Genomic DNA, 26737 nt, shown 5'->3' with positions numbered 1-26737 from the left:
CGCACCGCCACGGCGCCGCCCGACCGCGCCGGCGCCGGACCGGCCGGACGCTCAACGGCCGCTGGTGGATGGCCGGGGAGCCGGTGTCCGCGCGGTGCGGGCCGGGCCACCGTGGTGGCGTCCGGCCGGGGCGGGCTGGTGTCGGGGGGCGGTCCGGGAGTCGGCGTCGGCGGCCCGGCGGGTGCCAGGCGCGTGGGCCGGCCGGCGGACCGGTGGTGTGTCGCCGTGTCGGGGGGCGGGCGTGCGGGCGGCGTTCCCCGGTGCGGTCGCCGGGCCGCGCCACGGAGCCCGGCCGCGGCCCGGACCGGCGGCAGCGGCGGGCGGCGGCGTCGCGGTCGTGCGGCGTGTCGTACGGGTGGGCCGGGACCGGTGCTCCGGGAGGGGTGGTGAGCGGGATGGGGCGCGGTGGACGGCTGTTGCTGGTACGGCACGGGGAGACCGTGTGGCACCGGGAGAACCGGTACGCCGGGGCGCGGACCGATCCGGCGCTGACGGCGGCCGGGGACCGGCAGGCGGCGGCGCTGGCCCAGGTCGCCGTGGCCGAGGGGGTGGAGGTGGTGGTCAGTTCGCCGCTGGGGCGGGCCGTACGGACCGCCCGGCCGGCCGCCGACGCGGTCGGCACCGCTGTCGAGCTGGAACCCCGCCTGCGCGAGGCGGACTTCGGCACCCTGGAGGGGCGTACCCGCGCCGAGGCCGATCCGGAGCTGGTGCGGGCCTTCGTGGCCGATCCGGTGGCGCATCCGTTCCCCGGCGCCGAGCCGCCCGCCGAGGCCGCCGCGCGGGCCGCCGCAGCCCTGCGGGCGATCGGCGCCGCCCACCTGGACCGCACCGTGCTGGTCGTCGCGCACAGCACCGTACTGCGGCTCGCCCTGTGCCAATTGCTGGGGCTGCCGCTCGCCGACTACCGGCGCATCCTCCCCCGGCTGGAGAACGTGGCCGTCACCGAAATCGCGCTGCCCGCCGACGCCTGTGGACCCGCCGCGCTGCTCTGCCTCAACCGTCCCGTCCCGTCGTGACCTGCCGTGCCCCGCTGTGAAAGGACAACCGCCGTGCGCAGACACCGACTCCTCACGCTCACCGCCGCCGCTCTGACCGCCCTGACCACCGCCGTCGCGGCCACCGGCTGTGCCGCTCAGGAGGGGTCCGACGACAAGTCGGGGGGCGGGGGCGACAAGATCGCGTTCCTCATGCCGGACATCGCCTCGCCCCGCTACGAGTTGTACGACAGCCCGCTGTTCGAGGCGCGGATGAAGGAGCTGTGCGGCGATTGCGAGGTCATCTACAACAACGCGAACGCCGACGCCTCCCGCCAGCAGCAGCAGGCCAACTCCGCCCTCGCGCAGGGCGTGAGCGCCATCGTCATCGACCCGGTCGACTCCAACGCGGCGGCCGGCATCGTCCAGGCCGCCCGCGCCGAGGGCGTCCCGGTGATCGCCTACGACCGGCCGGTCCTGGGCACCGCGCCCGACTACTACATATCGTTCGACAACGAGAAGATCGGCGAGTCCATCGGCGCCTCCCTCGTCGAGGAGCTGCGGGCCTCCGGCGCGCAGGGCGGGCTGCTCCAGGTCAACGGCTCCCCCACCGACGCCGCCGCCGGGCTCATCAGGCAGGGCATCCACAACGCGATCGACGACAGCGGCTTCGAGCTGCTGGCCGAGTTCGACACCCCCGACTGGCAGCCGGCCAAGGCCCAGGAGTGGGTGAGCGGTCAGATCACCCGCTTCGGTGACGGGATCGCCGGGGTGGTGGCCGCCAACGACGGTACGGGCGGCGGGGCGATCGCCGCGTTCAAGGCGGCCGGGGTGCCGGTTCCGCCCGTCACCGGCAATGACTTCGAGGTAGCGGCGGCGCAGCGGATCGCGGCGGGCGACCAGTTCAACACCATCTCCAAGCCGATCAAGATCGTGGCCGAGGCGGCGGCGGAGGTGACGTACCGGTTCATCCAGGGCGAGGAACCGGCCGGTGAGACCACCCTCTTCGACACCCCGGCGCAGCTCTTCGAGCCGACGGTGGTGACGGCGGCCAATCTCGCCGAGGTGGTGACCGGCTCCGATCAGCTGACCGTCGCGCAGGTGTGCACCGCGCAGTACGCGGCGGCGTGCGAGGCGCTGGGCATCGCGGCGGACGCGGGCTGAGGGGGCGGGGATGTCGGTGGTGCTTTCGCTGCGCGGCATGGCCAAGAACTTCGGCGCGGTGGCGGCGCTCAGCGGGGTCGATCTGGAGGTGGCGGCCGGTGAGGTGGTCGCGGTCGTCGGCGACAACGGGGCGGGCAAGTCCACGCTGGTGAAGGTGCTGGCGGGGGTGCACCGCGCGGACAGCGGAACGATCACCTTCGAGGGCCGGCGGGTGACGATCGGTTCGCCGGCCGGCGCCCAGGCGCTGGGCATCGCCACGGTGTTCCAGGATCTGGCGCTGTGCGAGAACCTCAATGTGGTCGAGAACCTGTTTCTGGGCCGGGAGCTGCGGCGCGGCCGGCTGGACGAGGTGACCATGGAGCTGCGGTCCTGGGAGCTGCTGCGGCAGTTGTCGGCGAAGATCCCCACGGTACGGGTCCCGGTGGCCTCGCTGTCGGGCGGTCAGCGGCAGACGGTGGCGATCGCGCGGTCGCTGCTCGGCGATCCGAAGGTGATCGTGCTGGACGAGCCGACCGCCGCGCTGGGCGTGGCCCAGACCGCGGAGGTGCTGGCGCTGATCGGGCGGCTGCGGGACCGCGGCCTTGGCGTGATCATGATCAGTCACAACATGGCGGACGTCCGGGCGGTGGCCGACCGGGTGGCCGTGCTGCGCCTCGGCCGCAACAACGGGCTCTTCGACGCCGCCGCCGTGTCCGAGCAGGACATCATCGCGGCGATCGTCGGCGCGGTGCCGGTACCGGAGGGCCAGGACGATGAGTGAGACCGAAGCCGCCGCCCCGCTGGATCTGCTGGACGAACGGCTGCGGCACGGCGGCAGCGGCGGCTGGCGGGAGGTGTCACGGGCCGGCTGGGAGCGGCTGCGCGCCGGGGATGTCGGTCCGCTGCCGATCATCGCCGGTCTGGCGGTCATCTGGACGGTGTTCCAGTTCCTCAACCCGGTGTTTCTCTCCAGCGCCAATCTGGTCAATCTCCTCATGGAGTCCGTCGCGGTCGGGGTGATCGCGCTCGGTGTGGTGTGTGTGCTGCTGGTGGGTCAGATCGATCTGTCGGTCGGCTCGGTCAGCGGCCTGTCCGCCGCGCTGACCGCCGTCACCTTCGTCAACTCCGGCTGGCCGCTGCCGCTCTCGCTGGCGGCGGCGATCGGGGCCGGCGCGGCGATCGGCTGGCTGTACGCGCAACTGGTCACCCGGCTCGGGGTGCCCAGCTTTGTGGCGACGCTGGCCGGGCTGCTCAGCTTCCTGGGGGTGCAGCTGTATCTGCTGGGCTCCACCGGGGCCATCAATCTGCCCTACGACTCGGGTCTGGTGCGCTTCGCGCAGCTGGCGTTCGTCCCGGCGTGGCTGTCGTACGTGCTGGTGGCGGCCGGTGCGCTGGCGCTGTTCGGCTCCGGCCGCGCGCTGGCCCGTACCCGGCGGGCGGCCGGTCTGTCGGCCCGCTCCGGCACGCTGCTGGTGGCGCGCAGCGCGCTGGTGCTGGCGGGTGGCGGCTTCGCGGTCTGGTATCTGAACCAGGGCCGGGGGGTGGGGTGGATGTTCGTCGCCTTCGTGGCGCTGGTGCTGGTGCTGAACTACGCCTTGACCCGCACCGGATGGGGCCGCTCGGTGTTCGCGGTCGGCGGCAACGCGGAGGCGGCGCGGCGGGCGGGGATCAACGTACGGCGCACGTACACCTCGGTGTTCGTGCTGTGCGCGTCGCTGGCGGCGCTGGGCGGGGTGCTGGCGGCGGCCCGGCTGGCGGCGGCGAATCAGGCGAGCGGGGCCGGGGACGTCAACCTGAACGCGATCGCGGCGGCGGTGATCGGCGGGACGTCGCTGTTCGGCGGCCGGGGCAGCGCGTTCTCGGCGCTGCTGGGGATTCTGGTGATCCAGTCGATCTCCAGCGGGCTGACGCTGCTGGATCTGGACTCGTCGTTCCGGTTCATCATCACCGGTCTGGTGCTGGCGCTGGCGGTGGCGCTGGACTCGGCGGCCCGCCGGTCCCGCGCGGCGCACGGAAGGGCCTGACCGGCCGCCGGCTCCCCGCGACACTGGAGGGAGCCGGCAGCCGGACGGGCGGTCCCGGCGGTCAGTCGGTCGCCGGGCGGCGCCGGGACCGTACCTCAAGGGTGGCGGCCACGGCGAGCAGCACCACGGCCACCCCGGCCAGGCCGAGCGGGGCCAGCACGCTGATCAGCCACAGCATCCGGGCCGCGTCGGCCGCGTCGTCGGCGCGCTCGGCGATCCCGTCCTCGGTGCCCTGGATCGCCATGGAGTTGACCGGGGCGAGGGTCACCGGCTGGCCGTCGGGGCCCGCCGTCTGGGCCACGATGGTCTGCTGGAGCGCGCCGTCCAGCACGATGCCGGTCTCGGAGTCGATCCACGCCGTGCGCTGCACGGTGGCCGCGTAGGTCAGCGGCACCAGCTCGGGGAGCGCGGCAAGGGCCTCGGCGGGCGGCAGCTGCTCGGCGGGCAGGGTCTGGGCGATGCCCGCGATGAGGTCCCTGGGCAGGGCCTGCGGCAGCCGCTCGCTGATGGCCGGGTCGCCGAGCGGACCGGCGGCGTCGATCACGTACACATAGGCGGTACGGCCCTGCAGGTCCTCGGTGCGGTCGTAGACGGCGGGGGCCTCGGTGGCGGTGGTCGGGTCCCAGAAGGTGTAATCGTCCTCCTTGGGCTCCAGCGGCCAGGAGATCACCAGGCCCTGGTGCTCCTCGGCCTCGCTGCCCTCGGGCGCCGGGCGGTCGGTCAGCTCGGTGCGGTCCACGGCCCAGCGGTGCGCGGTGGCGGACAGTGCGGAGCCGTCCGGGCCCATGACGGTCACGTCGTCGGTGACCACGGCCGTACCGCCGTCGGTGTCCACCACCTTGACGTGGCGCTCCACCGACACCGGTATGTCGGTGAGGAAGGCATTGGCCACATCGCCCTGCTCCAGGGCTTCGGCGTTCAGCAGCGAGGCGGTGCCGGTGTACGCGAAGAGGCTGTCGGTGTCGGAGGGCAGCTGGTGCACCTCCGGATACACGGCGAACCGGGTCACGGCCGACGCGGCGACCAGTACGGCGGCCGTACCGGACAGAATCCAGGTGCTTCTTCGCATGGTTTGTCTCCCGAGGGCAGGCGCGCACGACGATGTACGACAGCCGGGGACGGTGGCCGGGAAACCCCCCTTTGCCCACGTCCTCCGGTCAACCGCCCGGTCAACCTAGGGTTGTGGCAGTGAACCGTCAATAACTTCGGCAGTACCGGCGGGTAACGGGTTGAGCACGCGTCACGAATCAGCCCTCGCGCGGGTCATCCAGGTGACAGCGGGAACGGGCGAGGAGTGAATCGATGGACGAGCACGAGCGGGAGGCCCTGGCGGCGCGGTTCGAGGAGCACCGGCCACGGCTGCGGGCGATGGCGCACCGGATGCTCGGCTCGACGGCCGAGGCCGAGGACGCCGTGCAGGAGGTGTGGCTGCGCGCCTCCCGGGCGGGGGACGCCGGGGTCGCCAATCCGGGCGGCTGGCTGACCACGATCACCGGGCGGGTGTGCCTGAATCTGTTGCGTTCGCGGGGGACGCGGCACGAGGAGCCGCTGCCCCAGGGGTACGAGCCGGGCGCCGCCGCGGAGCCGGACGCCGCCGCCGATCCGGAGCGGGCGGCGCTGCTGGCCGACTCGGTGGGGGCCGCGCTGGTGGTGGTGCTGGAGACGCTGGGCCCGGCGGAGCGGCTGGCGTTCGTGCTGCACGACCTGTTCGCCGTGCCGTACGAGGAGATCGCCCCGATCGTGGGCCGCACGGAGGCGGCGACCCGGCAGCTGGCGTCCCGGGCGCGGCGGCGGGTGCGGGGCGCCGGCCCGGGTGTGGTGCCCGGCGGCGGGGCGGCGGACACCCGGCGGCGGGCGGTGGTGACGGCGTTCCTGGCCGCCGCCCGGGAGGGGGATCTGGACGGACTGGTCACGGTGCTGCACCCGGATGTGGTGCTGCGCTCGGACGCCGGGGAGCTGGTGCGGGGGGCGGAGCGGCTGGCGCGGGGCGCCTCGCGGTTCGCCCGGATGTACGGAACGGCGCGGCTCGCGCTGGTGGACGGCCGGATCGGGTCGGTCACCCGGGCAGGGGGCCGCGCGGTGGCGGCGGCGATGTTCACGGTCGAGGACGGCCGGATCACCGTCATGGAGACGGTGAGCGATCCGGTGCGGCTGGTGGGGATGGAACTGACGCTGCTGGAGGACTGACCGGCTCCGTACACTGTCCGGCATGTTCACCTTGGAACGGCTGCGCGAGGATCACGCGCCCGCGCTGCTGGCCTTCGAGCGGGCGAACCGCGCCTTCTTCGCCCGCTCGATCCCGGACCGGGGCGACGCGTACTTCGCGGAGTTCGCCGCCCGGCACCGGGCTCTGCTGGCCGAACAGGCCACCGGGGCGATCCACTTCCATGTGCTCATCGACACGGACGGTGAGCTGATCGGCCGGGTCAACCTGGTGGACGTGGACCCGGCGGCGGGCACGGCCGAGCTGGGCTACCGGATCGCGGAACGAGCCGCGGGGCGCGGCGTCGCCAAGGCGGCGGTGGGCGAACTGTGCCGGCTGGCGGCCACCGGGTACGGGCTGACCTCGCTCACCGCCGTCACCACCCTCGACAATCCGGCATCGCGGGCGGTGCTGGGCCACAACGGGTTCACGGCGGTGGCGGACATCGACATCGACGGCCGGCCCGGCATCCGCTACCGGCGCGCACCGGACAGCGCCGGCTGACCGTACGGGGGCGGCGCACGGCGGGGGCCCGGAGGCACGGAGGCCCGGAGGGCGCGTGAACAACGCTGCGGGACACCACGCCTAGGCAGTTTCGTTTGGATCAGTCGGTCGTTGGTCCGGGTGCGCCGTTGACTGATGCGCAGTGGGCGCGGATCGAGCCGTTGCTCCCGGGCCGGACGCCGAAGCGGGGTGGCCGCTGGCGTGACCGTCGTGAGGTGATCGACGCGATCGCCTTCAAGTTCCGGACCGGCACGCAGTGGGTCCACCTGCCGGAGAAGTACGGTAACTGGCGAGGGGTCTGCAACCGGCTGCGGATGTGGGCCGTCGACGGCACGTGGGAGCGGGTGTTCACCGCTTTGGTGGCGCAGGCCGACGCGGACGAGGACCTCAACTGGGCCGTCCCGGTCGATTCCACGATCGTGCGGGCCGACCAGCACGCGGCCGGAGCCCGTAAGAAGGGGCTCCGGCAGGCGAGCCGCCCGACCGTGCCATCGGCCGCTCCCGCGGTGGACTGACCACAAAGATCCATCTCGCCGCCGATGCCCGCTGCCGGCCCCTCGCGTTCGTCCTCACCGCGGGCCGGGCCGGTGATGCACCCGCCTTCACCGAGGTCATGGCCCGCCTGCGCGTTCCCCGTCCGCGCGGCCGGCCCCGCACCAGGCCGGACGTGGTCCTGGCCGACAAGGCGTACTCCTCCCGCGCGCACCTGCGCGCACCTGCGCAAACGCGGCATCCAAGCCGTAATCCCCGTCCCCGCAGACCAGCGCAGCCACCGGCTCCGTCGAGGCGGCCGAGGCGGCAGGCCACCGGCATCCGACCGCGAGACCTACAAACAGCGCAACACCATCGAACGCTGCATCAACCGCCTGAAGCAGTGACGAGGCATCGCCACCCGCTACGAGAAGACCGCCACCATCTACCTGGCCGGACTCCACATCGCAGGCATCTTCCTCTGGTCCGCCCGATGATCCAAACGAAACCGCCTAGGTGAGCTGGCCGCGTTGCAGGACCGCGTACGCCCCACCCCGGGCCAGCAGTTCCTCATGGGTGCCGATCTCGGCGATGCCGCCGTCCCGCATCACCACGATGCGATCGGCGCCGCGCACCGTGGACAGCCGGTGCGCCACCACAAAGGTGGTGCGGCCCGCGACGAGGCGGCCCAGCGCTTCCTGGACCAGCGCCTCGGAGCGGGTGTCCAGCGCGGAGGTGGCCTCGTCCAGGATGAGGACCCGGGGGTCGCGGATCAGGGCGCGGGCAATCGCCAGGCGCTGCCGCTGACCGCCGGACAGCCGGCCGCCGCTCTCCCCCACCACGGCGTCGAGCCCGCCGGGCATCCGCTCCACGAACTCCAGGGCGTTGGCGTCGCGCAGCGCCTGGTGCACGGCGGCGTCATCGGCGTCGTCCATGCCGTACGCGACGTTCTCTCGGATGGTGCCCTCGAAGAGGATCGACTCCTGGGGCACCACCGACACGAAGCGCCGGTAGGTGCGCAGATCCAGGGTGTTCATGTCGGCGCCGTCCAGCAGCAGCCGGCCGCCGGTGGGCCGGATGAAGCCGATGACGAGGTTGAGCACCGTGGACTTGCCCGCACCGGAGGCGCCGACCAGGGCGATGGTCTCGCCCGGCCGGACGGAGAGCGTGAAGTCGCGCACCGAGGGCCGTTCGGCGTCCTCGTAGTGGTAGCCGGTGTGCTCGAACTCGATGGCGCCGCGCAGCGCGGTCATCGCGGTCTTGCCCTCGTTCTCCTCCAGGGCCGGTGCCTGAAGCACCTCGCCGACCGACCGTACCGACTCCAGGCCCTTGGTGATCACCGGGGCCAGACCCATCAAGGTGGTGGTGGAGTTGGTGAGGGTGGTCAGGAACGCGCTGAGCATCACCACGTCGCCGGCGCTCAGGTCCCACACCTCGTAGTAGGCGATGAGGGCGGAGCCGGTGAGGAAGAGCACGCCCAGGGCGTTGAGGAACACCCAGGCGAGCGACGCGAACCGGCCGTTGAGCAGGTCCAGGCGCAGCCCGGAGCGCAGCACATTGCCCAGGGTGTGGTCCATGCGGCGCAGCGCGCTGGGCTCCAGGCCGTGGGCGCGGGTGACGGAGATCAGCCGGGTCATCTCGGTGACCCGGGAGGAGAGGTTCTCCACCTCGTGCCGGAACTCCTCGTTGTGGGTGCGCAGCCGGGTGCGCAGCCGCATCACCAGCAGGGCGGCGACCGGCACCACGAGGAGGAAGACGGGCAGGAACTCGGGGGTGCGCACGCCGATGATGACCAGCCCGCCGATGAGCACGGTGATGGCGCCGAGCCCGGTGTCCGATGACTGCTGCACCATCTGCTCGATGGTCTCCACGTCCCGCACCACCTTGGCCTGGAGCACGCCGGCGCTGACCCGGGAGTGGTAGCCGATGGACAGCTGCTGCATGCGGGTGCACAGCGCGGAGCGCAGCGCGGTGCCGACCCGGCGGATGCTGCCGTACAGCAGCCGGACGTAGAGCAGATGCAGCGGCGGGTTGATGATCAGGATCACCATGACGACGCCGGCACTGCTCCACAGATTGCTGATGGGCAGATGCTGGACGACGGTGTCGACGATGGCGGCGGTGACCAGGGGCAGCAGCCAGACGGGGCTGTGCTTGACGACGAAGACGAGGAGGGCGCCGGCGATCTGGGGGCGGCTGCCGCGGAAGAGGTAGGCGAGGGTGCGTACGGGGTGTTCGCCACGGTAGTGGTGGTCGAGCGGCCCTTCGGGCGTTGCCATGCGGGAGGTTCCTCCGAACCTGGGCAGGGTCTCAGCAGTCCACAGCAAGCGCAGTAAGCGCTTTCCAGCGGGACTCTACCGCTCGCCGAACCCACTCGACAGGGCGTTTCGGGGAGCGACCGGGCGCGGCCCGTGCACCCGGCGGCCCGCGCCCCGTCGCCCGTCGCCCGTCGCCTCAGCCCGGCAGGTCCTGGGGCGGCCGGCCCGTGCTCCACACCAGTTCGAAGACGAATCGGCGGATGCGCCAGCCCGCCGGAGCCCGCACCACGACAGCGGTGAAGTGTCCCCCGATGCCGAAGTGGGTGGCCGGGTCGCTGCTGTCGGGCACATGCACGGCGCTCAGTCCGGCCCGTACCAGCGCACGGTCTCCCTCGATCTCCACGGTGTGGTTGGTGGCGGTGTGGTGGGTGCGCTCCACCGCGTCCCGGGCCATCCGCTGGAAGCCGGCAAGCCCTTCCCAGCCCCGGTATTCGCCCATCGGGAACGTCAGATGGGCGTCCTCGGTGAAGACCGTTCCGAACCAGTCGTCGTGGTCCCGGCTGTGATCGAGGTGGTGCACATACCGGTCGCAGACCTCGATGATGGCGGTGCGGTCGTTCAGGTCCGCCGGTGCCCCGGCGGTGTCGGTGGTGTCGGCGGTCGGTGTCATGGGGTCCCTTTCGGCGGGGTGGTGGGCGCGGGGGGTCGTACGGGGGGTACGGAGCCGGTACGGCATCAGCCGGCGGTCGCGGGCGGCCCGAACCAGCGGTGCAGAGCGGCGGCCGGGTCCGTCCCGTCCTCGGCGGTCCAGGCAACATGCCCGTCCGGGCGGACCAGTACCGCGGTGGCCCCGGCGAAGACTTCGGCCCCCGGGGACCCCGGGTCCGGGCGGGCGGTGACGGTGATCACCCGCTCCTTCCAGCCCTCGGCCGCCGCGCGCAACCCGGGGTCGTCCGCGAGGTCCAGCAGCACGCCCTGGGCCGGGTGCAGCAGTTCGGTGGTCACGGCGGGCCCGGTGGAGGCGCGCAGGGGGCGGCGGGGCAGCCGCCGGCCGAGCAGGGGGTGGCTGCCGGGACCCAGGTCGTAGCGGATGTCGAGATGGCTGATGGCGCCGGCGAGATGCCGCTTGACCTCGTCGTCATCCAGGAGTTCGGCGAACAGGGCGCGCAGCGGATCGGATTCCTCACCGCCGAGGAACACCATGCCCTGGGCGCGGGTGTTGGTGAGCAGCCGGACCCCCACGGGGTGGCGTTCGTCGTGGTAGCTGTCGAGCACGGCGTCGGGCACCCGGCCGGTGGCCCGGGCAGCCAGCTTCCAGCCGAGGTTGACGGCATCCTGGATGCCGACGCTCATGCCCTGTCCGCCGGCCGGGAGATGGATGTGGGCGGCGTCGCCTGCGAGCAGGACCCGGCCGCTGCGGTACTGGACGGCCTGCCGGGTGGCGTCGGTGAACGAGCTGACCCAGTGCGGCGTACCGGCGGAAATGTCCTCTCCGGTGATGTGCCGCCAGGCGTCGGCCACTTCGGCGTACTCGACCCGATCGCGGTGCTCGTCCCCGGCCGGGGTGTCCCGGGGGCAGACGATGATCCGGTGCACGCCTTCCCCCAGGGGGGCGGCCATCACCATGCCGTGCGGCAGCCGCTCCCCCAGCGGGCGGGGGACGACGTCGTGGCCCCCGATGTCGGCGAGGTACATCAGCCGGGTGGCGGGGGTGCCGGGAAAGCCGATCCCGGCGGCCTTGCGGACCGCGCTGTGTCCACCGTCGCAGCCCACCAGATAGCGGGCCCGCAGCCGCCGGGTGCCCCCTGGCGTGCGGGCGGTGATCGCCACCCCGTGCTCGTCCTGATGCAGTGCGGTGAACTCCCAGCCGCGCCGGATGTCGGCGCCGCGTTCGCGGGCCCACTCCTCCAGTACGGCCTCGGTCCGCGCCTGCGGGATGCCACGGGCGCCGAAGTGCGCGTCCTCCAGCACCCCGAAGTCGAACCGGATTCCGCCGAAGTGGCCCAGCGGGCTGGTCTCCACCGTGCTGCCGAAGCGGGGCAGCAGTCCGCGCTGGTCGAGGGTTTCCATGGCCCGGGCGGTGAAGCCGAGGCCGCGTGATTGCCCGGTGGGCCGGTCCAGTTGTTCCAGCACGATGACCTGGGCTCCGCCCAGGCGCAGTTCGCCGGCGAGCATGAGCCCGGTCGGCCCGGCGCCGATCACGATCACATCCGTGTCCGTGTCCGTGTCCATGAGGTGTCGCTCCTTCCTTCGGTCCTGTCGGGGGGTGGTCAGCGGAGTCGCTCGGCGTGGCTCCTGGCGTGCGTGAGCGTGGCCCGGCTGTTGGCCGACAGGGCGTCGCGTACGTAGGAGGCGGCCTCTTCCACGGTCGTGCCGGCGCCCAGTACCTCGGTGACACGGTCGGTGTTGAGGACCACGGTGTGCTGGGAGGAGACGGTGGCGCCGTCCCGGCGGTCGGTGAAGGTCCAGCAGCCGGTGTGCAGGCTCAGCAGTGCGGGCAGGGTGACCTGCTTGTAGACGATCTTGTGATGCGGGAAGGTGACCCGGAATGAGGTGGTGCGGTGGGTGGAGCCGTCCTTGGCGCGGGTCTCCATGTCCAGGGTCTGCACCCCCGGGGTGTTCTCGCGCAGGTCGACGGCGGCGACGTGCGGCAGCCGCTCGGCCCACCGGCCGGCGTCGTTGATGAAGTCGAAGGCGTCCTTGGCCCGGCCGCCGAGGCTGATGGTGTCGGTGAAGGAGAAGGTGGCGGCCTCGGCGGCACCGGCGGCCTCCACCTGGGACTTCAGGGAGGCCAGTTCGGCCTGTGAGTTCCGGTCCACGGCCGTGTCGATCCACTCCAGCGCGTCCGGGTCGTCGTCGACGGCGCGGTAGTCGTGGAGCAGGCGAACCAGGGAGCCGCCCGTGGGGTGCGGTTCGATGATCCAGGTTCCGCCCATGGCGGCCACCGGGGGTGCGGTGACATCCTGGCGGAAGGTGATGCGGCGGGCGGCGGCGTCCAGAGTACGGCGCGAGGTCCACTTCTTGACCTCACCGCCGGCGGTGGCCCAGATCCGGATCCGTTCGGTGGACCCGGAGCGTTCCAGCTGGTCGGTGTACAGGGTGGGCGGGAAGATCCGTGGCCACTGGGTCACGTCGGCGATCAGCCGGTAGATGGTCTCGGCGGGGGCGTCGATGGTGATGGAGTGCTCCGCCTGGCGCGGTGTGTGCCGGGGCATGTTGGTGTCCTCACTCAGAAGTTGCCCAGTCCGCCGCAGACGTTGAGTGCCTGAGCGGTGATGGAGGCGGCGCTGTCGGAGGCCAGATAGCCGACCAGGCCGGCGACCTCTTCGGGGGTGGAGTAGCGGCCGAGCGGGATCTTGGCCACGAACGCCTGGTGAATGGCGGCCTCGGTGGTCCGGTGGGCGGCGGCGTAGCCCTGCCGGACCCGTTCGGCCATGGGTGTCTCGACATAGCCGGGGCACACCGCGTTGACGGTGATACCGGTGGGAGCGAGTTCCTTGCCGAGCGCTTTCGTGAAGCCGACCACGCCGTGTTTGGAGGCGGAGTAGGGGGCGCCGAGGACGACGCCCTGTTTGCCGGCGGTGGAGGCGATGTTGATGATCCGGCCGTGCTCCTTCGCGCGCATGCCGCCGGCCGTCAGCGCTTCCCGGGTCATCCGGAAGACACTGGTGAGATTGGTGGCGACGACGTCGTCCCACAGTTCGTCGGTGAGGTCGGCGGTGGTGCCGCCGCCGCTGCGGCCGGCGTTGTTGACCAGGATGTCGATGGGGCCGTAGCGCTGGACCGCGGCCCGGACGAAGGCGGTGACAGCGGGCGCGGAGGTGACGTCCACGGTGCGGCCGGCGATGTCGATGCCCTGGCCGGACAGTTCCCGCACGGTCGCGGTCACGTGGTCGGTGGTTCTGGCCCCGATGAAGATCCGGTGGCCGGTACCGCCCAGCAGCCGGGCCACCGCCAGCCCGATACCGCTGGTGGCCCCGGTGACCAGGGCGACACGCTGTTCCGGTGGCGTCATGGGGCTCACCCGGCCCGGCGGGCTTCGGTCAGCAGGTCGTTGACGGCCAGCAGTACGGTGCGCGGGGTGTCGTCCACCGAGAAGGTGTCGTCCCGCAGGGCGATGCCGTACTCGCGCTCGATCCGTCCGGCGGTCTCCAGCAGGGCGAGGGATTCGTATCCCAGGTCGCCGAAGCCGGTGTCGGCGATGTCGCCGTCGAGGTCGATGTTCTCGTCGCTCCCCGCGCCGGCGCGCAGGATGCGGATGAGGTCGTTGAGGGTGAATTCCTGGGTGGTCATCTGGCGTGCTCCTGGTGAGAGATGGGTCACATCCGGGGAGGGGATGTCACACTCGGGGGTCGTCGGCTCTCTTGGTGGCAAGCGCGGACGACTGGAGGAGGAGATCCGTACATGTCCGAGGGATCGACGAGGGAACGGTCCGCGAGGTCGCACGACGAGGCGACAGAGTTATTCGTCGACCATCGCGAACTGCTGTTCTCGATCGTGTACAACCTGCTGGGCTGTGTGTCCGACACCGAGGACGTGCTCCAGGAGACCTGGCTGTCCTGGGCGCGCAAGAATGAGCAGAACACGAGGGCGGAGGTCGACAATCCGCGCGCCTATCTGGTCCGGATCGCGGTCAACCAGGCCCTGGCCAGGGCCGCCTCGATCAGCCGCCGCCGCGAGACCTACGTCGGACCGTGGCTGCCGGAACCCCTGGTGTCGCAGCACCCCGCCGTCCCCGACACCGCCGAGGACGCGCTGCGCGCCGAGTCGGTGTCCATGGCCCTGCTCGTGGTGCTGGAGACACTGAGCCCGTTGGAGCGGGCGGTGTTCGTACTGCACGAGGTGTTCGCCTACCAGCACACCGAGATCGCGGCCATCCTGGACCGCAGCCCCTCGGCGATCCGGCAGCTCGCCCACCGGGCCCGTGGCCATGTCCACGCCCGCCGTCCGCGCCACCAGGCCGACCCGGATGTCCAGAAGCAGGTGACCGAACGGTTCATCACCGCCGCGCTCGGCGGTGACATCACCGCCCTGATGGAGATGCTGGCGCCCGATGTGACCATGTGGACGGACGGCGGCGGCAAGATCCGCTCCGCCGCGCTGCGCCCGGTCAAGGGCCGGGACAAGGTCATCCGGCTGATGGCGAGTTACGCGGCCAGCCAGGACCACGCCCTTGACGTGCACTACCGGCATGTCAACGGGGATCCCTCGGCCGTGGTCTTCACCGGGGACTCCCCGTACGCGGTCATCGTCATGGATCTCAACCCGCAGGGCGATCAGGTGCGGGGCGTGTACGCGGTCACCAACCCGGACAAGCTGACCGGCGCCCGGCTGACCGCGGAGGAGGACGCCGGGCGCGAGGAGCCGGACGGTGCCGTCCCGGGAGAAGCGGCACCGTCCGCCGGCCGGCCGGGTCAGGGCGAGTCCTGACCCGGCCGGCCGGGCAGCGGGACGCGGCGGCGCCGGCCGCCCCCTTCACCGGGGGCACCGGCGGCGCCCCCGGTGAACAGCGCGACCACGGACCGCTGCGGGCAGTCCTGATCGAGCACGATCCGCCGCCGAGGGGGCGGTGGCGCCTCGGCGGCGGGCGCCCGCCGCGCCCGCCGGGCGCCACGGTTGATCACCACCATCCCCCCCTCACCTCCCGGGCCGCTCAGGACCCCGTCCTGCGGGGCTCAGCTCGATGAAGTCCCAGGCCCCGAGCCGTTTGAGGACGACCCGGACCGGGGCGGGGATGCGGCGCTGCTCCCGGTCCTCGTACAGCCTGGGGGCCACCAGGACCACCCGGCGCCGGGCGGTGCGCAGCTCGCAGCCGCCGGCCGCCAGCACATTGCGCACCCAGTCGGAGTCCCGGCCGTAGGGGAGCGACAGCACATAGCTCTCCCCGTCGCGGAACACCTTCACCGGCGTACGGTACGGGCGGCCCGACCGCCGGCCGCGATGGTGGACGGCCCCGAAGCCGGGCAGCAGCGGGATCACCCGCCCCACCAGGCGGTTGGCGAACACCCGGTTGAAGCGGGCCAGTCGTCTCTGGACGGACATCCGTGTCTCCTGTGGTGGCCGGGTGGCGGGGTGGCGGCTAGGCGACACAGACACCCTCGACCGCGATCTTCTGGTGGATGTGCGGGTGCGCCACCACACCCTCGGGCAGCTTGGCGGTCAGGGCCCGGAAGGCCGGGTCGGCGTGGGCCCGGGCGAGTGCGGCCGAGGACTCCCAGATGCCGATGTTCACCAGCAGTTGGCTGCCCGCGGTGCCCCGGTACATCTGGGTGGAGATGAAGCCGGGCCGGCTCTTCATGTAGGCGGCGTCCTCGCGCCACAGGGTGAGGAACTCCTCGGTCCTCTCCCTGGGGACGAAGAATATGTTCACCAGGGTGATGGGGCCGTCGTTCTCCCGGAACTGGGCGTGCATCGGGGTGGCGGGGTCCAGGTGCGCGATCTCGGGCATGGTGGGATCACCTTCCTTCGGTCAGTGTGTTCGTGTTCGTGTTGATGGCGGCCGGGGTGCGGGCCCGGTGGTGCGGGGCCGGCGGCGGGTTGGTGAGGGCGCGCGGTCCGGTGCGCAGGAGCGTCAGCAGCGGTCCGGCCATGGCGGTGGTCAGCAGGGCCATCAGCACCATCATGGTGAACATCTCGCCGTCGATGAGTCCCAGCTCCCGCCCGATGTCGAGCATCACGATCTCGGTGAGGCCCCGGGTGTTCATCAGGGCGGCGAACGCGCCCGACTCCCGCCAGCCCATGCCCGACATCCGGGCGGGCAGCGCGGCCCCGCAGAACTTGCCGGTCACCGCCGCACCCACGATGAGCAGCAGGGACAGCAGACCGCTCCAGCCGAGCGCCCCGATGTCCACCGAGAGCCCGGTGATGATGAAGAAGACCGGCAGCAGCAGGGCGGCGACCTTCTCCAGCGGTGCGCCGATCTGGTCGAGCGCCTCCCGGACGAGCTGCCGGGGCATGATCAGTCCGAAGGCGAAGGCGCCGAAGATGGCGTGGATGCCGATCCAGCTGGTGGCGTACGCGGACAGGAAGACCCCGGAGACGGTCAGCACCAGCAGCGATCCGTGGTCGGCGCGCCGGGCCAGGGCCCGTACCGCCCGGTGCAGCAGCGGCCGGACGATGCCGGCCATCAGACATCCGTAGCCGGCGGTCAGGGCGAGGACCAGCACGAACTGGCCCGCCCCCGAGGCGTCGGCGAGGGCCACCACCAGGACCAGCACGCACCAGGCCGCCACATCGCCGATGGCGGCGCAGGCCATGGCCAGCGTGCCGACCCGGGTACGGGAGAGCCCCCCGTCCCGGATGATGCGGGCCAGCACCGGGAAGGCGGTGATGGAGAAGGCGGTGGCCACGTACAGGACGAAGGTGCCGGTGCCCGTGTCGGGGCCGGCGTGCCGGCCGAAGAGGATGACCGCGACGCCGGCCCCCAGGGCGAAGGGGATCGCCATCGAGGAGAGGGCGGTGCCGCCCACGGAGCGGGCGGAGTTGCGCAGGCCGCCGAGGTCGAGTTCCCAGCCGGCCAGGAACATGAAGAGCATCAGGCCGACCTGGGCGATGGCGGAGAGCATGGGACGGCCGCCGTCCGGAAAGATCTGCGCGGGCAGATCGCCGGGCAGCAGGCCCAGCACGCTGGGGCCGAGCAGCACTCCGGTGGCGATCTCGGCGACCACCGGCGGTTGGCGCAGCCGTCTGCTGAGGCGGACCATGGCCATGCCCGCGAGCAGCACGATCGCGATGTCCGCCAGCACGACGGCTTCCATGGGCAGGGCGTGGGTCACAGCAGCTTCCGGCCCTTGATCGCGGAGCGGACGATCCCGGAGGTGAGCGCCCGGCCCAGGGTCCGCATCTCCGGCGGGGAGCGGAAGGCGGACCAGTACATGAACCGGCCCATGAGGGCGGTGGTGGGCAGGATGAACCGGGTGTTCTCGTCGTCCTTCCAGCCGAAGACGGAGTTGACCAGGTCGGACTCGCGCATCATGGCGAAGATCAGATCGGCTGCCTTGTCGGCGTCGATGTCGCCGGCCTCGTACTTCTCGCACAGTTCGGCGGTGGTCTCCAGCATCTGCCGGAAGGTGGCGCTCTCCGGCCACCACAGCCCCGGCCGGCCGGTGTGCTCCAGTTCGTCGAGATGCCGGGTCTCGCCGGTCAGCTGGTAGTTGACGCGGGCCCGGGTCAGCCGCATCACGCCAGGGGTGAGGAAGGCGCCCCACACCCGGAAGACGGCGTTCCACAGCCGGAAGTGCTCAAAGGCGATGAAGGAGCTGTTGACCAGGTCGTCGTTGTACCGGAGCAGTCCGCGCTCCAACTCCTCGACGTACGCGAACCGCTCCGCGGAGAAGTCGTCGTCCCGCAGCGCCTCGGTGAGCCGGCTGACGAGGGCGTAGACGACTTCGAAGGTGTTGGACAGGCCGCGCGAGAACAGCGGGTCGATGAACCCGGCGGCGTGCGACATCAGACACCAGCGGGGGCCGATCGACTGCTTGGAGGAGTACTGGAGCCGGTCGGTGGACACCCACTCCCGTACCCGTCTGGCGCCGGCGAACTGGCGCTTGACCGAGGGGTACCGGTCGAGGAAGGACTGGAACTCCTGCTCCGGTGTCAGGTCGGTGGGCTTGGGGTAGCGGCGCGGGTCCAGTTGCAGGCCGACGCTGGTCAGCGGGTTGGTGGAGTCCTTGTAGTTGTCGAACGGGATGATCCAGAACCAGCCGCGTTCGATCATGTGGTGCAGGGTGCCGCCGTGCCAGGGCGCCGGTGGGCGGAGGCTGCGCGGGTGGTGGGAGACGTCGTCGAAGGGCTTGATGCCGATGTAGTGGGTGAACAGTGAGCGTGAGTGGTGTTTGAAGCGGGCGGGCTGCTCGCGCAGGTCGAACTTCTCCGCCAGCGGCGAGCGGAACCCGCTCGCGTCGATGAGGTACCGGGCGCGGAACACCTCGCCGTTCTGGCCGGTGACGGTCACCCCGTCGTCGTCGAAGTCCAGCTCCCCGGCCCGCCAGTTCTGCCGGGTCACGCACCCGTACCGGGCCGCCACATTGAAGTAGTACTGGTCCGTCTCCTGCCGGTACAGGTGGCTGGCCTCGGTGAGCAGCTTCGGAATGACGAACATCGTCGCCTCTTCCGGATCGGGCTCCTGACCCGGCACCTGGCGGATGAAGCCGAAGCTCTGCTTCTTCCCGTGATGCGGGCCGATATGACGGGTCGTCGCCTTGATGTCGAAGAGGTGCTCAAGTTCGGGTACGTCGAAGCGGGCCCGCAGAATCTGGAGCCATTCGATGAGCTGGGGCGTCATCGACTCGCCGATGGCGAACCGCGGGTGCTGGCCGGCATCGACGAGGGCGACGGTCACTCCCTGGCGGGCCAGGCACATCGCGCTCACCGAGCCGGCCAGGCCCGAGCCGAGCACGACCACGTCGACGTGCTGGGCCTGCTCGGGTTGTCCGGCGGTCTTCGGGTTCGGTTTGGCCTTGCTGGGCATCGTGTGTCCTTCTCTTCAGCGGAGCATGTCCATTCGTCGGTCGTGCTGTGCGGTGTGTCGTGGTGCGGTGGGCGCACGGCGCGGGGCCGTGACCGGATCTCCCGGTCACGGCCCCGATGCGGTCCCCTGCGGTCAGGCGGGCGGTGCGCTCTCCCCGGCCGCGCCGACGTGCAGTTGGTCCTCGGCGTGCGGCTCGGCCCCGTCCACGGGCAGGCCGTGCGAGGCGCCGCCGGGGTTGGCCCCGCCGCGCAGGGCGAGACAGGCCAGAGCGCCGACGAGCAGCACCCCGACGGAGACGAGCATGGTCGGCGGCACGGCGTCCACGAAGCCGTTGCCGAAGACCTGGTGGGCGGCGTCCGTGAGGGCACGGGCGGTCTCCTCCGGTACGCCGTCCCCGAGCGCCACCCCCGAGGACTGGTCGGTGCCCACGTTCAGGCCCTGGGAGCCGGCGTCGGAGAATCCCGCGACGAAGCCCTCCCGGTACTCCTCGGGCAGCGTCGCCGCGGTGGTGCCGGCGTGGTCCCGCAGTGCGGCGGCGAGCTGTGCCTGGAGCACCGCTCCGATGACCGCGCCGGCCAGCACCGAACCGACCTGCCGCAGCGCGTTGTTCACGCCGGAGGCCGCCCCGGTCAGGCGTGCGGGCACATTGCGCATCACCTCGGACCCCATGGGGGCGAAGGTGCAGCCGGCGCCAAGGCCGACCAGGAGCAGCGGCCAGGCGACCGTTCCCCATCCGGAGTCGGTCTCCACGGTCAGCAGGATCCAGGAGATGCCGCTGCCGAAGGCCAGCAGGCCGACGGTCAGGATGTACTTGCCGCCGTACTTCTCGGACAGCACTCCGGCCGGCCCGGCGGTGATCATGGTGCCGATCGCCAGCGGCAGGATGACCATGCCGGTCTTCACGGCGCTGAATCCCAGGACCGACTGGAGATAGATGGTCGTGGGGAGGAAGAGCCCGATGACCCCGAAGGACACGGCGAAGCCGACAAAGTTGACCAGGGAGAAGTTGCGGTCCTTGAAGAGGGAGAACGGCAGCAGCGGTTCGTCGTTCTGCTGTCCCCTCTCGTAGGCGAGGAAGGCCGCCAGCAGGACGGCCGACAGCGCGAGCAGCGACCAGATCACGGTGTTCCACTCGTACCGTTCGCCCTCGGTGAGCCCGAAGGCCAGGCAGAAGAGCGCGGCCGACACCAGGAACACACCCACCGGGTCGAAGCTGTGCCGGACCTGCTCCCCGGTCTTGGGCATGATCGGCACGGCCAGCAGCAGGGTGAGCGCTCCGATCGGGACGTTCACGTAGAAGATCCACCGCCAGTCCAGGTGGGTGACCAGCAGCCCGCCGAGGGTGGGGCCGATCGCCCCCGAGACTCCGGCCACCGCGCCCCAGATCCCGAGCGCGGCGCCGCGCTTGGCCGGCGGGAACACATCGGCGATGATCGCCAGGGTCTGCGGCATGAGCAGCGCCGCCCCCACCCCTTGCAGGGCCCGGAAGGCGATCAGCTGCCCCGGGTCCTGGGCGAGGCCACAGGCGAGCGACCCCAGGGTGAAGACGGTGACACCAGCCAGAAAAAGATTCCGTTTCCCGCGCAGGTCACCGAGGCGGCCGGCGGTGATGATCAGGGTGGCCAGGACGAGGGTGTACGCGTTGACGACCCACAGAATCTGATCGAGTGAGGCGCCCAGATCGTCCGTCATATCGGGGATGGCGATATTGACAATGGTGAGGTCGAGCAATGTCATGAAGAACCCGAGACACAGGATCGTCAGGATCGCCCACGGGTTTCCCTGCCATTTCTTCAACACGATTCCTCCTTCACCGTGCGCGTCCGCATCGCTCACGGTTCGACTGCTGCCCCCAAGAGAGCCCGGGCGCGGGAGATGTGACATCGAGCCATCGGGGTGAGACGCAGCTCACATCGGCCGGCGGCACCGGTCAGGAGCGGCCTCCCCGGCGCGCCCGGCGTCTTCTCACGAGCAGCACCAGCAGGGACGTACAGCCGGCGATGACATCGGCGTGGTCCAGAAGATCGTTGGAGCCCTGGGCCCGCCTCATCTTGCCGGCGAGCCCCGCCATGCCCGTGGTCAGCGCGGCCAGGTCCGCCAACGCCCGTGCCCCGCGCCGCAGTTCCCCTGCTTCCAGGAGCCGGCTCACAGCAGAGTTCCGCCCGAGGCGTCCAGCCAGTGGCCGGTGACCCAGCGGCCGTCGTCAGAGACGAGGAAGGCTACGGCGGCGGCGATGTCGTCCGGCTGTCCGATCCGGCCCAGCGCGGCCATCGAGGCCACATAACGCCGGGTCTCCTCATGGGCCAGGAAGCGGGCGGCGGCCTCCGTCTCGACGAAGCCGGGTGCCACGGTGTTGACGGTGATGCCCCGCGGCGCCAGCTGCTTGGCCAGGGCGGCGGTGGCCGCGTCCAGACCGCTCTTGGCCATGGTGTACGCGATCAGGTCCGGTTCGTCGCCGGGGCTTTGGGTGATGGCCGAGGAGATGTTGACGATCCGCCCGCCGTCGCGCATCCGGTCCAGGGCGTGCTTGATGACGAAGAACGGGGCCTTGAGATCGAGGGCGAGGACGGTGTCGAAGCCCTGCGGGGTGGTCGCGGCGATGCCCTTCTCGGCGGGCTCGCCGGCGGCGTTGTTGACCAGGATGTCCACGCCGTCGGCGTGCTGGTCGAAGGCCGCCCACAGGGTCTCGGCGTCGCCCTCGACGCCCAGTTCGGCCTGGAGGGTGAAGGCGGTGCCGCCGAGCCGTTCGATCTCGGCGACCACCTCCTTGGCGGCCGTCTCGTTGGTGCGGTAGTGCACCCCGACCCGGGCGCCCTCCCGGCCCAGCCGCTGGGCGATGCCCCGGCCGATCCCCCGGCTCGCTCCGGTGACCAGCGCGGTCCTGCCTGTCAGAGTCTTCATGTGGTGCTCTCCTGTTCTGCTCGGGTGTGCGCTCCTGTGAGCTGCGGTTGTCAGGCGACGCAGACGCCTTCGACGGCGATCCGCTCGAAGATGTGCGGATAGCCGACGATGTCGTCGGAGTACTGGGCGGCCTTCGACTGGAACCCGGGTGAGGCGTACGCGGCCAGCAGCGCCTGGGTCGATTCCCAGACGGCCACGTTGACCAGCAGCCGGCTGCCCGCGGTGCCCCGGTGCAGCTGGGTGGAGATGAAGCCGGGCTGAGCCTTCATGTACGCGGCGTCGTCCTGCCAGACCTTCAGGAAGTGCTCGGTCAGCTCCTCCGGGACGAGGATCGTCTCGATCATGCTGATGGGGCCGGTCGTCTCGCGGAGCTGCTGCTCGAACGGGGTGGAGGGGTCCAGGTGTTTGATGCAGACCATGGGTGTGTCCTGCCTTCGCGGGCGTGGGTGTGGGTGTGGGGTGTGGGGTGTGGCCGTGGGTGGGTGGGCGTCGACGGCGGTTCAGCCGTCGAAGATGGGGTGAACGCCGGCGGGTTCCTCCTCCAGCGCGCCGAGCACCCCCCGGTAGAAGATGAGGGGGTCCTGGTGGTCGCCGGGGAGACCGAGTTCCACGACCCGGCCCAGGAAGATGGTGTGATCGCCGGCGTCGACGGTGTCGACCAGGCGGCAGGAGAGAAAGCCCAGGGCGTCGCCGAGCACCGGCACCCCGGTGGCCGAGGATCTCCGCTGCACGCCGTGGATCGCCGCCGTGTGCCGGCCGGCGAAGTCCCGGGCGAGCTGTTCCTGGTCGCCGGCGAGGAAGTTCACCACGTACGCGGCGCTCTCGTGCAGCACGCCGGTCAGCCGGGAGTTCTTGTGCAGACAGAACAGGACCAGGGGCGGGTCGAGCGAGACCGAGGTGAAGGAGTTGACGGTGGTTCCGGCCTCCTGGCCGTCACGGCCGGTGGTGATCACGGTGACTCCGGTGACGAAGAGTCCGCAGACCGTGCGCAGTTGGCGTCCGTCGATGGTTTCGGTCCGGTGCGCCGCCAGGGGGTCCGCGTGGGTTCGCGGCGGACCGGCGGGGGCGTTTCCCTTCATGGGATGTCCTCCATCGTTGCGCGATCAGGGCTGCCCGGTCTCCAGATCGACCGGGGTCAGTTCCATGACGGGGATGAGCCGGCTGGCCCGGTTCTGGAATTCGCCGATGAACGGATAGGCGTCGGTGAAGTTGCGCCAGGCCGTGTCCCGTTCGCCGCCCGTGAGTTCCCGGGCGGTGACCTCGATCTGTTCGGGGCCGATGTGGATGGAGGCGCGCGGGGTGGCGGTCAGATTGAGGTACCAGGCGGGATGGGTGCTCCGGGGGCCGCCGGGGATGTCGAAGTGCCCGGGTACGGCCACCACATGGAACCGTCCGCGCACATACTTGTAGGCGATGGGATTGGTGCGGGCTATCCCCGTCCTTCTGCCGAGGGTGGTGATCAGCAGGGCTTCCAGATCGCCGAACTTCCCCATGAACCGGCCACGGCTGCCCCGGTAGACGGCGATGTTCATCCGCAGAAAGAACTTGTTCACGGAGCGGCGGAGCTTCGAGGGCGGCTTCGAGTAGAGATAGACGTTGAACCGGACGAACGCCTTCAGCAGCGGGCTCGCGTTCAGCTCGGGCCGGGTGGTGGACCACGAGGTCAGTGCGTCCGTATGCCGGAGCTGGGAGGCGGGGTCGCCGACCGGCTCGACCGGTGGTGGGGTCGTGGCTGCGGGCATGGACATATTCCCTTTCTCGTCAGGGGTTGCGGGGGTGTGCGGGCCGGGCGGGGCGCGGGTGTCAGAGCAGCTTCTTTCCTCTGAGACCGGCACGGATGATGCCGCCGGCCATGGCACGGCCGAGATCGCGCATCTCACCGGCGGGTGCCTCGCGGATGGCCCAGTACATGAACCGGGCCATCATCGGCGCGTCGGGATGGACGAAGCGGGTGGATTCCGGGTCCTTCCAGCCGAAGACCGGGTTGAGGCTCTCGCAGTCGCCCAGCGCCGCAAAGATCGTGTCGGCGGCCTTGTCCCCGTCGATCTGCCCCGCCTCGTACTTCTCGCAGGTCTCCGCGGTCAGTTCGAGCAGTTTCTTGAAGGCGGTGCTCTCCGCGAACCACAGACCGGGGTAGGGGGCCGCTTCGAGGTCGCGCAGATGGCTCTCGTCCCCGGTCAGCTCGTAGTTGACGCGGGCCCGGGTCAGCCGCATCACCCCGGGGGTGAGGAATCCGCCCCACACCCGGAAGACGGCGTTCCACAGCCGGAAGTGCGAGAAGGCGATGAAGGAGCTGTTGACCAGGTCGTCGTTGTACTGGAGCAGTCCGCGCTCCAACTGCTCGACGTAGGCGTACCGCTCCACCGACCAGTCGTCGTCCTGGAGGGAGTCCAGGATGCGGGTGCACAGCGAGTAGACGACTTCGAAGGTGTTGGACAGGCCGCGCGAGAACAGCGGGTCGATGAACCCGGCCGCGTGCGACATCAGACACCAGCGGGGACCGATGGACTGCTTGGAGGAGTACTGGAGCCGGTCGGTGGACACCCACTCCCGTACCCGCCTGGCACCGGCGAACTGGCGCTTCACGGCCGGATACTTGTCCAGGTAGTGCTGGAACTCCTCCTCCGGTGTCAGGTCGGCCGGCTTGGGGTAGACCCGCTCGTCGAAGGTCAACCCCACGCTGCACATGGGGTTCGTCGAGTCCTTGTGATTGTCGAACGGGATGATCCAGAACCAGCCGCGTTCGATCATGTGGTGCAGGGTGCCGCCGTGCCAGGGTGCCGGTGGACGCAGTTCATGCGGGTGGTGGGAGACGTCGTCGAAGGGCTTGATCCCGATGTAGTGGGTGAACAGCGAGCGCGAGTGGTGCTTGAAGCGGGCGGGCTGCTCGCGCAGATCGAACTTCTCCGCCAGCGGGGAGCGGAACCCGCTCGCATCGATCAGATAGCGCGCCCGGAAGACCTCGCCGTTCTGGCCGGTGACCGTCACCCCGTCGTCGTCGAAGTCCAGATCCCTCGCCCGCCAGTTCTGCCGCGTCAGACACCCGTACCGGGCCGCCACATTGAAGTAGTACTGATCCGTCTCCTGCCGGAACAGATGGCTGGCCTCGGTGAGCAGCTTCGGAATGACGAACATCGTCGCCTCTTCCGGATCCGGCTCCTGACCGGGCACCTGCCGGATGAATCCGAAGCTCTGCTTCTTCCCGTGATGCGGACCGATGTTCTTGGTCACGGCCTTCACATCGAGCAGATGGCCGAGCTCGGGCACATCGAAGCGGGCCCGCAGAATGTGCAGCCATTCGATGAGCTGCGGTGTCATCGACTCGCCGATGGCGAACCGCGGGTGCTGGCCGGCATCCACCAGCACCACGCTCGCCCCCTGGCGGGCAAGACAGGCGCCCGCCACCGAACCGGCCAGGCCCGAGCCCAGAATCAGCACATCGCACTGCCGGGCCGGGCGTGCCTGGGGAGCCTTGGTCGTCGCCTTGATCCTGCTGGCCATCGGTCCGCCTTTCTCCGTGGTGGTACGCGCTGTCGGGGAGTTGCGTTCGCCTTCCGGCGCGGCGTGCGCGGCGCCGGCCTCCGGTGGGTTGTCCAGGCCGCTGATGACGCGGCCCAGCCGCTGCCGTACCGGGGGGAGGTCGAGCAGCTGTGCCATGAGGTCCCGCACGTCCTCGGTGCCGGGGCCGCCGAGCAGCAGTACGCCCTGCGCCCGGATATGTGCCAGGGTTCGGGCGCCGGCCGGGCGGCGCTGCCGGTCGTAGCTGTCGAGCAGTCCCTCCGGGGCGCGTCCGGTCACCTCGGCGGCGAGTTTCGGGCCGAGGTCCAGCGCGTCCTGGAGTCCCAGGTTGATGGCGATGCCGCCCACCGGAAGCTGCTGGTGGGCGGCATCGCCGGCCAGCAGAATCCGGCCCCGCCGGTACTGCGCGGCCTGGCGGCAGGTGTCGTCGAACGCGTTCCGCCACAGCGGGGTGCCGTCGCTGATGTCCTCGCCGGTGACCGTAGCCCAGGCAGCGGCGATCTCGGTGAAGGACGGCGCGGTCTCCCGGGTTCGGGGCGACTGTCCCAGGACGTGCACCATGACCCGGGTGATCCCGTCCCGGGTGGCGGCCACGGCCAGGCCCCTGGGCAAGCGCTGGAAGCGGCGGTCGGGGATGTCGAGGCCGTGCACGTCGGCGCGCAGTAGCTCGCGGGTGGCCGCGGTGCCCGGGAAAGGGATGCCGGCGAGCCGTCTTACGGTGCTGTGCTCACCGTCGCATCCGACGAGATGGGACGCGGTGAACCGGGCCGGGCCCCGGGGGGTGGCGGCGACGACCTCGACCCGGTCGGGGCCGGCGCGTACGCCTCGTACCTCGTGGGCGCGCCGGATGTCGGCCCCGAGCTCGATGGCCCACTCGGTGAGCCGTGCTTCGAGGCGGGTCTGCGGAAGTTTCCACAGGCCGGCGTACCGGGTGGGCTGCTCGCCGAGGTCGATCGGCAGGCCGCCGTAATGGCCCATGCGTTCCCGGGGCAGGGGCCCCAGCGCGTCCAGCAGCCCGCGCCGGTCGAGCAGTTCGACGGTGCGGGCGTGCAGGGTGGAGGCCCGGGATTCGGTGGTGGGGGCGGGGAGCCGCTCCAGGACGGTGACGGTGGCGCCACCGAGGCGCAGCTCGGCGGCCAGGGCGAGTCCCACCGGGCCGGCGCCGGCCACGAGGACATCGGTGGTGCGGGTCATGGGGTTCCCTCTCTCCCCGGGCCCGGTTCGGGTTCGGGGTGCCGGAGATGGCCGCGGGTGTGGGCTCCCACTCGTCC

The 26737-nt window shown here is 71.2% G+C and carries 25 protein-coding genes and 2 pseudogenes; 8 read left to right on the top strand and 19 right to left on the bottom strand.

The features are described 5' to 3' along the window. The first annotated feature begins 395 nt into the window (after positions 1-395). From AC5WRL_RS13740 to AC5WRL_RS13725, 4 genes are read left to right on the top strand one after another with little or no spacing between them, the layout of a single operon-like run. A complete protein-coding gene (locus tag AC5WRL_RS13740) occupies positions 396-1016 on the top strand; it encodes a histidine phosphatase family protein (RefSeq protein WP_496088757.1) in 621 nt (206 codons plus the stop codon). A gap of 33 nt (positions 1017-1049) precedes the next feature. Next, positions 1050-2138 (top strand): ABC transporter substrate-binding protein, encoded by a 1089-nt coding sequence (locus tag AC5WRL_RS13735; RefSeq protein WP_496088756.1) that lies wholly within the window; start codon positions 1050-1052, stop codon positions 2136-2138. Between the two features lie 10 nt (positions 2139-2148). Then, positions 2149-2898, top strand: coding sequence for an ATP-binding cassette domain-containing protein (locus AC5WRL_RS13730; RefSeq protein ID WP_496088755.1), 750 nt, complete (start codon positions 2149-2151; stop codon positions 2896-2898). Beyond that, positions 2891-4141: a sugar ABC transporter permease gene (locus AC5WRL_RS13725; protein WP_496088754.1), complete on the top strand. Its 1251-nt coding sequence runs from the start codon at positions 2891-2893 to the stop codon at positions 4139-4141. The genes AC5WRL_RS13730 and AC5WRL_RS13725 overlap by 8 nt, the downstream gene beginning before the upstream one ends. A 61-nt stretch (positions 4142-4202) precedes the next feature. On the opposite strand, the gene AC5WRL_RS13720 is transcribed toward AC5WRL_RS13725, so the two are convergent. After that, positions 4203-5210, bottom strand: coding sequence for a porin PorA family protein (locus AC5WRL_RS13720; RefSeq protein WP_496088753.1), 1008 nt, complete (start codon positions 5208-5210; stop codon positions 4203-4205). A gap of 233 nt (positions 5211-5443) precedes the next feature. Here AC5WRL_RS13720 and AC5WRL_RS13715 point away from each other — a divergent pair, with 233 nt between their 5' ends. The 3 genes and pseudogenes from AC5WRL_RS13715 (at position 5444) to AC5WRL_RS13705 (ending at position 7816) form a co-directional block, all read left to right on the top strand. After that, the gene (locus AC5WRL_RS13715) at positions 5444-6328 is read left to right on the top strand and encodes a sigma-70 family RNA polymerase sigma factor (RefSeq protein ID WP_496088752.1); all 885 of its coding nucleotides are present in this window, start codon (positions 5444-5446) and stop codon (positions 6326-6328) included. A 22-nt stretch (positions 6329-6350) separates the two neighbouring features. Beyond that, positions 6351-6848, top strand: coding sequence for a GNAT family N-acetyltransferase (locus AC5WRL_RS13710; protein WP_496088751.1), 498 nt, complete (start codon positions 6351-6353; stop codon positions 6846-6848). A gap of 95 nt (positions 6849-6943) precedes the next feature. Beyond that, positions 6944-7816, top strand: a pseudogene (locus tag AC5WRL_RS13705) (IS5 family transposase). Between the two features lie 15 nt (positions 7817-7831). Here the strand turns inward: AC5WRL_RS13705 and AC5WRL_RS13700 are convergent. From AC5WRL_RS13700 to AC5WRL_RS13675, 6 genes are all read right to left on the bottom strand, one after another. Next, entirely contained in the window at positions 7832-9598 is a 1767-nt protein-coding gene (locus AC5WRL_RS13700) for an ABC transporter ATP-binding protein (RefSeq protein WP_496088750.1), read from the bottom strand. 175 nt (positions 9599-9773) lie between these two features. Beyond that, positions 9774-10247 (bottom strand): nuclear transport factor 2 family protein, encoded by a 474-nt coding sequence (locus tag AC5WRL_RS13695; protein ID WP_496088749.1) that lies wholly within the window; start codon positions 10245-10247, stop codon positions 9774-9776. Positions 10248-10312: 65 nt separating this feature from the next. After that, the gene (locus AC5WRL_RS13690) at positions 10313-11809 is read right to left on the bottom strand and encodes an FAD-dependent monooxygenase (protein ID WP_496088748.1); all 1497 of its coding nucleotides are present in this window, start codon (positions 11807-11809) and stop codon (positions 10313-10315) included. A 38-nt stretch (positions 11810-11847) separates the two neighbouring features. Then, positions 11848-12792 (bottom strand): aromatase/cyclase, encoded by a 945-nt coding sequence (locus AC5WRL_RS13685; protein ID WP_496088747.1) that lies wholly within the window; start codon positions 12790-12792, stop codon positions 11848-11850. Positions 12793-12806: 14 nt separating this feature from the next. Then, on the bottom strand, positions 12807-13592 hold the full coding sequence (gene fabG, locus AC5WRL_RS13680) for a 3-oxoacyl-ACP reductase FabG (RefSeq protein WP_496088746.1): 786 nt from the start codon (positions 13590-13592) through the stop codon (positions 12807-12809). 5 nt (positions 13593-13597) lie between these two features. Then, positions 13598-13870: an acyl carrier protein gene (locus tag AC5WRL_RS13675; protein ID WP_496088745.1), complete on the bottom strand. Its 273-nt coding sequence runs from the start codon at positions 13868-13870 to the stop codon at positions 13598-13600. A gap of 111 nt (positions 13871-13981) precedes the next feature. Between AC5WRL_RS13675 and sigJ the strand changes: the two genes are divergently transcribed. Then, positions 13982-15007 carry an RNA polymerase sigma factor SigJ gene (gene sigJ, locus AC5WRL_RS13670; protein ID WP_496088744.1) on the top strand — a complete coding sequence of 342 codons (1026 nt, stop codon included), beginning with the start codon at positions 13982-13984 and terminating at the stop codon, positions 15005-15007. Here the strand turns inward: sigJ and AC5WRL_RS13665 are convergent. The 12 genes and pseudogenes from AC5WRL_RS13665 to AC5WRL_RS13610 all read right to left on the bottom strand — a co-directional run. Then, positions 14992-15207 carry a hypothetical protein gene (locus AC5WRL_RS13665; protein WP_496088743.1) on the bottom strand — a complete coding sequence of 72 codons (216 nt, stop codon included), beginning with the start codon at positions 15205-15207 and terminating at the stop codon, positions 14992-14994. The genes sigJ and AC5WRL_RS13665 overlap by 16 nt on opposite strands. A 7-nt stretch (positions 15208-15214) precedes the next feature. Then, complete coding sequence (locus tag AC5WRL_RS13660; protein ID WP_496088742.1) at positions 15215-15619, bottom strand: nitroreductase family deazaflavin-dependent oxidoreductase; 405 nt, start codon at positions 15617-15619, stop codon at positions 15215-15217. A gap of 37 nt (positions 15620-15656) precedes the next feature. Beyond that, positions 15657-16025 (bottom strand): antibiotic biosynthesis monooxygenase family protein, encoded by a 369-nt coding sequence (locus AC5WRL_RS13655; RefSeq protein WP_496088741.1) that lies wholly within the window; start codon positions 16023-16025, stop codon positions 15657-15659. Positions 16026-16032: 7 nt separating this feature from the next. Beyond that, entirely contained in the window at positions 16033-17352 is a 1320-nt protein-coding gene (locus AC5WRL_RS13650) for a cation:proton antiporter (protein ID WP_496088740.1), read from the bottom strand. Beyond that, positions 17349-19046 (bottom strand): NAD(P)/FAD-dependent oxidoreductase, encoded by a 1698-nt coding sequence (locus tag AC5WRL_RS13645; RefSeq protein WP_496088739.1) that lies wholly within the window; start codon positions 19044-19046, stop codon positions 17349-17351. Before AC5WRL_RS13645 ends, AC5WRL_RS13650 begins: the two co-directional genes overlap by 4 nt. A 132-nt stretch (positions 19047-19178) precedes the next feature. Further along, the gene (locus AC5WRL_RS13640; RefSeq protein WP_496088738.1) at positions 19179-20846 is read right to left on the bottom strand and encodes an MFS transporter; all 1668 of its coding nucleotides are present in this window, start codon (positions 20844-20846) and stop codon (positions 19179-19181) included. A 130-nt stretch (positions 20847-20976) separates the two neighbouring features. Further along, the gene (locus AC5WRL_RS13635) at positions 20977-21195 is read right to left on the bottom strand and encodes a hypothetical protein (RefSeq protein WP_496088737.1); all 219 of its coding nucleotides are present in this window, start codon (positions 21193-21195) and stop codon (positions 20977-20979) included. Beyond that, on the bottom strand, positions 21192-21947 hold the full coding sequence (locus AC5WRL_RS13630) for an SDR family NAD(P)-dependent oxidoreductase (protein ID WP_496088736.1): 756 nt from the start codon (positions 21945-21947) through the stop codon (positions 21192-21194). The genes AC5WRL_RS13635 and AC5WRL_RS13630 overlap by 4 nt, the downstream gene beginning before the upstream one ends. Before the next feature lie 50 nt (positions 21948-21997). Next, the gene (locus AC5WRL_RS13625; protein WP_496088735.1) at positions 21998-22366 is read right to left on the bottom strand and encodes an antibiotic biosynthesis monooxygenase family protein; all 369 of its coding nucleotides are present in this window, start codon (positions 22364-22366) and stop codon (positions 21998-22000) included. Positions 22367-22447: 81 nt separating this feature from the next. Further along, positions 22448-23026, bottom strand: a complete 579-nt coding sequence (locus AC5WRL_RS13620) for a flavin reductase family protein (protein ID WP_496088734.1) — start codon at positions 23024-23026, stop codon at positions 22448-22450. Positions 23027-23050: 24 nt separating this feature from the next. Beyond that, positions 23051-23689 carry a nitroreductase/quinone reductase family protein gene (locus tag AC5WRL_RS13615; protein ID WP_496088733.1) on the bottom strand — a complete coding sequence of 213 codons (639 nt, stop codon included), beginning with the start codon at positions 23687-23689 and terminating at the stop codon, positions 23051-23053. Positions 23690-23750: 61 nt separating this feature from the next. Next, positions 23751-26636: pseudogene (locus tag AC5WRL_RS13610) on the bottom strand (FAD-dependent monooxygenase); the annotation flags it as partial. Positions 26637-26737: the final 101 nt, after the last annotated feature.

This window comes from Streptomyces sp. NTD107, from assembly GCF_059510435.1.
Note: the sequence above shows the minus strand (reverse complement) of the source record. Positions and strands in the feature narration are given on the sequence as shown.